The sequence below is a fragment of the Arsenophonus nasoniae genome, assembly GCF_004768525.1.
GTDB lineage: Bacteria > Pseudomonadota > Gammaproteobacteria > Enterobacterales > Enterobacteriaceae > Arsenophonus > Arsenophonus nasoniae.
Map to the genome: position 1 here is coordinate 77,796 of NZ_CP038616.1, position 7,479 is coordinate 85,274.

Here is a 7,479-nt window from a genome sequence, read left to right on the forward strand (position 1 = left end):
CTCATGATAACGTTTGTTCGGTTAACTCTAACATTTGTTATCACATAAATCAATTATATGTTCCAAAAAATGATATCAAAACATTATGTTATCAAATTTGATAACAAAATTCCAATATAAACATTTCTTATTATCAAAATGAATACAAAAATTTACCTAAAACTAATGCAATACATTAATAAATATAAAAAATAATCTTATTTCAGATAACCCTTCACCGTTCTCATGGAATGTGATAATTTAACAATTTGATTCGGTGCTTCACAGACGAGCACGCGGAAGGTAGACTTTTTCATTAGCCTTACTCCTATCATCGGTAGGTTTAGGGTTAGCTGGTAGTAAGAGGCGAAAACTCTTGCTATCAGCGATTACTCATCAATATTTATTGATCTGAGCATTTCTTTTGTAATTTTTTCATTTTCACTTTTTGAAAGTAAAATGGGTCCCTCAAATTTGCAATACGCTTTATTTGTTCTCCATGCCCTCCATACCACATGAGGATTTAGAACATAGACATTACTTGTACCCATTTTTAGAATGGTTATAAATCCGTTATCTTTTAAACACTTAATAGCTAAACTTACAGTTGTTCTTTTTTTACCCGTAACTTCTTCAAGAACACGATGTGAGCAAACTACCGCATTATTTTTATTCATAAATTCGGTTAAGAATAAAAAAATATCACCCGAAACGGTATTTTTCTTAAATATCTCTCTAACAGCACCAATATTTTTTTCGGAAAATTGAATAAAAAGGTCTTTATTTTTCCGCATATCCACATTATCTATAAACATATAGGTTCACAATTTTAAACATCTGTTTATGTAAAACTATAAACACAGTTGTTATTAATGTCAAACACCTTTTATGAAAAAACGAACATCTATTTATAAACACATGTTCGATAATACTGAACATATATGTTCAGTAGCTTGTTAAACATATAAAAAATTAAAATTATTTAAAATCAAAAACTTAACATCTAGTTCTCCTCTCTTAATCTTGAAGTTTTGGAGAGAGCTACATACAACTCATTAGCAACAAACTAACTTCAGCTTCCTCGTCGACGCTGTTCGGTGCTCGCAAGCTGCGCTCCGTCTCAACGTCTCCTGCGTTAAAAAAAACCAAAAAATCTTTTTAAAATTTAACCGCCCCCGCTCGCCACAGCCAAGTGACCGAGCAACGCGAGCGAACGGGCGAGGAAGCGGAAGATAACCGGAAGTTACAGAAAGCACGGTCACTCGAAAATTACAGAGATTTCTCAATAGGTTTTGCCCATACTTACCCAATGAAGCACCTCATTTTCACGCTTGGTTAATCTTCTGAATAATTTTAAATCGGAGTTCATGCCGCACCTCCGACTCTATTCAGAATTCGGGCGCGTTGACGAAGGGTTAAATTGCGTGAGGTTCGAGCAAATAACTCGATTATTTGATTCGGTGCTTCACAGACAAGCACGCGGAAGGTAGACTTTTTCATAGCCTTACTCCTATCACAGTTAGGTTTAGGGTTAGCTTTACGTCAGTGTTAGAGCACTGGCGTAAAGTGTTATACTTCTATTTTTGCTATCTTTTTGGCTTTCATCATAAAGGAATTAGTATAATTATTATCCCCTTCCTTCATTATTGAAATAAATGCTAACGCCTCTGCTTTAGAAGCCTCACCTTTATCTATCTTAGAGGCTAAATAATCAATAAATTCAACTAACTTACTATCTTGTTCTTCTTTGTTTATATTGTTAGTTTCTTTTTTATCTGATACTTTATATTTTAGCTTTATGATTATTTTATCAGTATCGGTATACTTTCTTCCTATTCTTTGTATAGAGAAACCTGAAGGTAAGTCTGAATCGAATTCCCATATACCATCTGATTTTTTTACAATATTAAGAATTGGACGTTGAATAACTGTCTTTTTGAAGTCATTGAATTTATTAAATTTTCTATAGTCAGACCCAACCATCTTACAAAATTCACCAAGCGTCGTTGTATAACCATTAATTTTAAATCTACTAACAAGTTCAAGGATTCTTTTTTCATACCCACCTCTTAATGAAAGTAAAAGTTTTAAGTCAACCTCTGCAAAACCTTTGCTATAATCAAGCATATACTTAATTGCTTCATCTCCAACATCAAGAGTAAGCACGCCATTCCTAAATTCTGCATAACTACAAAAGGATATACGCTCAAAATATTCCATTTGTGTATTTTTGATTTCAACAAACCGTGAAATAAGATGCTTAGTTGCTTCATCTAAAGTTATGTACAATGCCTGTCTAGATAAATTAAACAAATTCAATTAATTCACCAGTCGAAAATTTAAATCTTTTTGACATAGCATTAGCGTCTTCATTACCGAATTTAATTTTATCTGCCTCACGTTTTAAGCCAACAAAAATCAAACTTAATAAATCTTGTTCTCTAGGTGAGAGGCTCATCCTCGAAGCTATAAAGTGGTGTGACTTTTTAACTTTTGTTCCCATGATGGCAGTAACTTTAAGAATATTGTTCATATGTGGATTTAATTATAATAAAATCCGCATATAGTCAAATAAAATCCGCCAAAAAAATATCAAATAATATATTCTTAACAAAACAGATGATTATAATTGTATAAATAACAAAGATGAGCAAATTTACATCAAATTTTGCTTGCATTTTAAACAAATACACCATGAATAAATGTAAATTCATGCTTGTTAATAGTATTTAAAACGAATCCGCCTATAGTAAAAAACATAACCGCATAAAAAGAATATCTAATTAAAACGAATCCGCCTATAGTAAAAAACATAACCGCATAACATCTATTATATAAAGTAAAATCAATAACTTAATCTTGGTCTTTACCTTTCTTTTACCTTATAAATAAAATACCTTTATTTACCGTAATCCACCTGTGGATAACTTTTCCCATCTAAACCGAGAAGTATGTTACTACTGAGTGACCGTATTTCTCTTTTGCAATTGTGATATTCCGCTTCCTCGTCTGCTCACTCGCTTCGCTCGGTCACAGACTGTGGCGAGCGTAGGAATTTTAATCAAAAAAATTTTCAATATTCAATCTCGATTACTACTATTATTAGTAATATTTTTTAAGGGAGTTTACACATGGTTACTAAATTAACTATTGGGGCTATTTGTTTATGTTTAACTTATTCTGTATCTGCCCAAAAAACACACCAAATACCAGGAAATCTTGACGCCTGTTGGACAGTTGATGGGGATCGCTGTTGTAAACGACCATGGGGAGAAATTGAATGTTATCACGGGCAAGATAGACAATCGCCTTTATAGATTTTTATTATGCAAAATTGATCAAGTTAGTATTATCTATATATTTTTGTCAGATAATTTAATCAAGATATTGCACTATACAGGCTATACAACTAGCATCTCTTGGATTAACGTATCCACTAATTCAGGCACACCATGAACAAAACAGAACTCATCAGCAAAGTTGCAGAGAAATCAGGCTTAAGCAAGAAGGACTCAGAGAAGGCGGTTAATGCTTTCATCGAAACGGTGACAGAGGCTTTGAAAGCGGGAAATGATGTACAGCTTATTGGCTTTGGCAGCTTTCAGGTGAAGCCCCGAGCAGCCAGAGATGGACGCAATCCAAAAACGGGCGAGACTCTTAAAATTGCTGCTTCAAACGTACCGAGTTTTAAAGCGGGTCAAAGACTCAAAGAGGCGGTTAAGTAATTCATGACCTATGACGCAAAGTCAATTCGCATTCTACGTGAAGACGAAATTAAACAGTTTGACTGGCATTGGGCTGAGGAATTAGCCCACGAACACATTTTGCCCCTAGATTGGGTCAAACGCGGATTTGAAGCATCAAGACGACTCGGTATTGAACCAGAATTCTTCGTCAACAAGTATATCCTCAAACAGGACCTCCCCAAAAATGACGAATTCGAGCAAGTCTTCATCGAAGTGCTAAAGGAAGACAGAAAGAAGAGTCAGAATACCCTCTAAAAGCTCCTGTAATCCATTATGAGCCGTTTTCTCGAAAAAAACGTAAATTCGCACAGCTTTAAATTTATCGTCACTCACAATGCGTTTGGTGAATTTTGATTTTTGATTTCAGAGAAAAAAGCCAACCCCGACGGTTGGCAAAAGATGTAATCATGTTTGAGCTAAAAATCTAACTACTCGTTTAGTGTGGCGCTTAATCTGAAAATTTCAAATCGTCACAAATTACCAAAAATATTTTTGGCGTTTTTTCGGGTTTCAAATACCCTTAAATCGTCGATTGAATTCAATGACTCCAATTCAACATGCTCATCATGAAAATTAGACATTTTGTTTTTTAACACGGTTTCCATCACTTTCGTGATTTCTTCCAGTGTGGTTTTGTCTGTCAAAAGTTCACTCAGCATATAAATTAATCTAGGCTCTTGTTTGAAAAGTGCCACACCGGATAAAAACGCCGCGCGCATGAATTTCCCTCTTTCACCTTGCGGCATATTCTCCAATACTTCGGCTGTGTACTTGTCAGCACCGTGTCTATCAGGATTGATATAAAATTGAATTTTTCTACGTGTGTCCATTTCTGTATCACCCTATAGAAAACATGCCATTGACCAAATCAAACTGAGGGTTTTCGCTTTTAAAAAATCTGTCTTCCCTCGTTACACAGTGGGATTTAATTGCATCAGCAATAATTTCTGCACCTCCACCTATCACCATCACATGGGTATACCCACTGAATGTATTAACGGCGTCCAGTACACGATTAATCAGTCGATGTTTTGATTCCTTGAGTGAAGCAAGAACCTGATTTATTTGGCTTGCATCGTTGATACGGCGTTTTAAGTAATTCATATCGTGACTGTTGATGATAATATCATCCGCCAAGTAGTTGCTGCCGTTGGTTTTTGCCAAACTAAGCGCTTCTTTGACAGATTGCGTCATCATTGAGACACCTAGATGAGAGTTTCCGTATATCTTCGACACACCACTCATTTTTCCCATCACTTGCGCTATATCCAGCGTTGTACCCCCTAAATCCACAATCAAAAGCGAGTCGAGGTCATCAAGCGCTTTTGCTATGGAAAATCCAGCAGGGATGGATTCCGGCATGACTTCAACATTTATGATGTTAAAAGTTTGTCCACCTTTAACTTCAACCAATTTTTTAAAATTGTCTTTTTTCCTCTGTATGTTCGCAAAATTCGGCTGATTTTTGGTATCGAAATATTCAGCAATCGGCAAAGAGACGACGATTTCCACATCTTGAGGGGGTAATTTTGACTGGAGTAAGGCGTGATGCACTGCAATTACATTCACATCGCTATACTGATATCCCACATTGGTTGTCGTAACAGCAATAGGACTTATCGCATCGAAAGAGTACATTTCGCCATTGATGGTATAATTTTGAACTATTGCTGTCACCAAAAGAAACTGACCAATCACGCTTAAAGCTATTTGGGCTAATGAAGTGTTTCTGAATTCCTTCCTCACTCCATGATAATTTGATATTTGTTGAGCCATCATCGATATATATTTTCACGAGTCACCATTGAGAAAAATAAGAGATAATTAAATTTAAAATATGAGAATAACATAATCATTTTAAGGTTTTTAAAATGCCACTTATTCTCAAAATAAGTCTCAATATAAGTTATTAATTGGTAACTTTAAGAGATAAAATGAGTTTATTCCGGTTAGGTGAGATAAATGAGAGATATTACAGAGAAAATATTGAGATGTTCTATTTGATAGTAAAAAAACGCCAGATATCCAATATCCGGCGTCTAGAGGTAGAAGAGATTTTAGGAATTTATTTCCGATTGCAAATTTGAAATTTAAAAAAGTGAAATTTTTTTGCTCACGTAAGTCGTTGATTTTGATCACTTTATTTTAATCTCAAATTTCACGTAAGTTATTGAAATAGATCGAATTATTGACATGGTGAAATTTCTGTTTACAATTTAGAAATCAATTTTTAGCTGTTTTTTGTACGGCTTTTGCTCTTTCACAATTTGGGGTTTACCTCTCTGTGGTTCGCAGAGCACATAATGTGATTTTTGGCATTCTGTGTTGTGTTTTTTATTCAATAACACCGTTATCCACATTCAATCGATTTGTGGAAATCGTATTTAAAATCTTCGTTTTGACGAGGGTTGTTATCGTCTGAAATTCAGAAATCAAAATATAGCGTTCAGGAGAGAGGTATGCCCCAAAAAATCATCTTTCTTCAAAAGAGAGATAACGTCAAAAGAAGGAAAATACTTCGTGCAATTGAGTTTTCGAGAGAAAAAAGCGGAACAACAGGTATTTAACCAAAAACTCAAAAAAGCCTTTTGGCGACACGAAAATCCACGTCAGCAGTTACGGGATTTTCAAACGACAGATAGTAGTTTACGCCAATCTGTTTATGAATCACCGCAAAAAACAGCAAAAACAAAAAATCATCGAACAGAAAGCGCATATTGATGCGCTCTTTGGAATTAAAGCCTTTCTTTGTCATTTTTCAACCACATCAGGGAAATCACACGTTATTTCATATTTTTATGAACTTGTTTGCACAATTTTAATAATTGGAGTGATTGAGTGAAAAGTGCCGCTACATTACGACTGATAGGTAATCCTCATGCATATTATCCAAATTTAGCCAAACCGCTTGGCGGATTAACCTCAGCAATTCTTTTTTCCCAAATATTTTACTGGCAGGACAAAGCGAATTCTGAATTAGGGGTTTACAAAACTCGAGCTGATCTCGAAGAAGAAACCGGATTGACACATGACGAACAACGAACAGCAATAAAAAAATTAGTTTCAATCGGTGTGTTAATCGTGACTGAAAAGCGTCTTGAACACAAAACTTATTACCGGATTGACGAAGAAAAATTAAACGAGATTCTGGATAATTTCGCCAATTCAAAAAAGGGATTTTCGCGAGATGGAGAAAGTGGAGCTCCCGAAGTAGACATTGTCGAGTTCGGGGAATCGACATTATCGAGTTCGTTAGATCAAGAGATTACTACAAAGATTACTACAATAGATCCCTCTATAATCTCCCTTACGAAAAAATCGAAGGTTTTTGACCCAAATTCGCTAGAACTTCCAAACTGGTTATCAAGATCAACTTGGCATTCTTGGTTGCAGTACCGCAAGGAAATTAACAAACCAGTCAAATCCAAAATGACGGTTAACCAGACTATCAAGCTGTTGGCAAAGTGCCGTGATAGGGGTTATTCGCCAGAAGACATCATCAACACCAGTATCGCCAATGGCTGGCAAGGACTTTTTGAACCCAAAGAGACCCAAACGCAGAAATCCCGATTTGGATTTAAAGAGATCGCCAAAACGGATGTTTTCATCACCGATGATTTTTGATTGGCAGAAAAAACATTGGCATTTGGATTTTTAGCTGAAATTGAAAATTCAATCTCAAATTATCGCTCAGACCCCCTCTAAAACGCTCTGTAATCCATTCTGAGCCATTTTTTCGGAAAAAATGTAAATT

8 protein-coding genes and 1 pseudogene are annotated in these 7,479 nt (G+C 35.4%); 4 read left to right on the forward strand and 5 right to left on the reverse strand.

The window, feature by feature from the left end:
* Positions 1-368: 368 nt before the first annotated feature.
* The 3 genes from ArsFIN_RS21930 to ArsFIN_RS21940 all read right to left on the reverse strand — a co-directional run bounded on the left by ArsFIN_RS21930 (position 369) and on the right by ArsFIN_RS21940 (position 2,482).
* Positions 369-773, reverse strand: a complete 405-nt coding sequence (locus tag ArsFIN_RS21930) for a replication/maintenance protein RepL (RefSeq protein ID WP_167876740.1) — start codon at positions 771-773, stop codon at positions 369-371.
* 775 nt (positions 774-1,548) lie between these two features.
* Positions 1,549-2,268 carry a replication initiation protein gene (locus ArsFIN_RS21935; protein ID WP_167876756.1) on the reverse strand — a complete coding sequence of 240 codons (720 nt, stop codon included), beginning with the start codon at positions 2,266-2,268 and terminating at the stop codon, positions 1,549-1,551.
* Positions 2,269-2,284: 16 nt separating this feature from the next.
* Positions 2,285-2,482, reverse strand: coding sequence for a hypothetical protein (locus ArsFIN_RS21940; protein WP_135678675.1), 198 nt, complete (start codon positions 2,480-2,482; stop codon positions 2,285-2,287).
* Between the two features lie 949 nt (positions 2,483-3,431).
* On the opposite strand from ArsFIN_RS21940, the gene ArsFIN_RS21945 reads away from it, so the two are divergent.
* Together ArsFIN_RS21945 and ArsFIN_RS21950 are read left to right on the forward strand one after the other, a co-directional pair.
* A complete protein-coding gene (locus tag ArsFIN_RS21945; RefSeq protein WP_135678515.1) occupies positions 3,432-3,704 on the forward strand; it encodes an HU family DNA-binding protein in 273 nt (90 codons plus the stop codon).
* Between the two features lie 3 nt (positions 3,705-3,707).
* Positions 3,708-3,980: a hypothetical protein gene (locus ArsFIN_RS21950; RefSeq protein ID WP_135678513.1), complete on the forward strand. Its 273-nt coding sequence runs from the start codon at positions 3,708-3,710 to the stop codon at positions 3,978-3,980.
* A gap of 215 nt (positions 3,981-4,195) precedes the next feature.
* Here the strand turns inward: ArsFIN_RS21950 and ArsFIN_RS21955 are convergent, their stop codons facing one another.
* Positions 4,196-4,555, reverse strand: coding sequence for a plasmid partitioning/stability family protein (locus tag ArsFIN_RS21955; protein WP_135678511.1), 360 nt, complete (start codon positions 4,553-4,555; stop codon positions 4,196-4,198).
* A gap of 7 nt (positions 4,556-4,562) precedes the next feature.
* Positions 4,563-5,520, reverse strand: a pseudogene (locus ArsFIN_RS21960) (plasmid segregation protein ParM).
* 725 nt (positions 5,521-6,245) lie between these two features.
* Between ArsFIN_RS21960 and ArsFIN_RS21965 the strand changes: the two are divergent.
* Positions 6,246-6,446, forward strand: coding sequence for a hypothetical protein (locus ArsFIN_RS21965; RefSeq protein ID WP_135678677.1), 201 nt, complete (start codon positions 6,246-6,248; stop codon positions 6,444-6,446).
* 117 nt (positions 6,447-6,563) lie between these two features.
* Complete coding sequence (locus ArsFIN_RS21970; RefSeq protein ID WP_135678679.1) at positions 6,564-7,349, forward strand: hypothetical protein; 786 nt, start codon at positions 6,564-6,566, stop codon at positions 7,347-7,349.
* The last annotated feature ends 130 nt before the right edge of the window (positions 7,350-7,479 follow it).

Bases quoted from the DNA above. Each gene is read 5' to 3' on its own strand.
- ArsFIN_RS21940 (WP_135678675.1), bottom strand. From the start codon at position 2,482: ATGGGAACAAAAGTTAAAAAGTCACACCACTTTATAGCTTCGAGGATG.
- ArsFIN_RS21945 (WP_135678515.1), top strand. From the start codon at position 3,432: ATGAACAAAACAGAACTCATCAGCAAAGTTGCAGAGAAATCAGGCTTA.
- ArsFIN_RS21950 (WP_135678513.1), top strand. From the start codon at position 3,708: ATGACCTATGACGCAAAGTCAATTCGCATTCTACGTGAAGACGAAATT.
- ArsFIN_RS21930 (WP_167876740.1), bottom strand. From the start codon at position 773: ATGCGGAAAAATAAAGACCTTTTTATTCAATTTTCCGAAAAAAATATT.
- ArsFIN_RS21955 (WP_135678511.1), bottom strand. From the start codon at position 4,555: ATGGACACACGTAGAAAAATTCAATTTTATATCAATCCTGATAGACAC.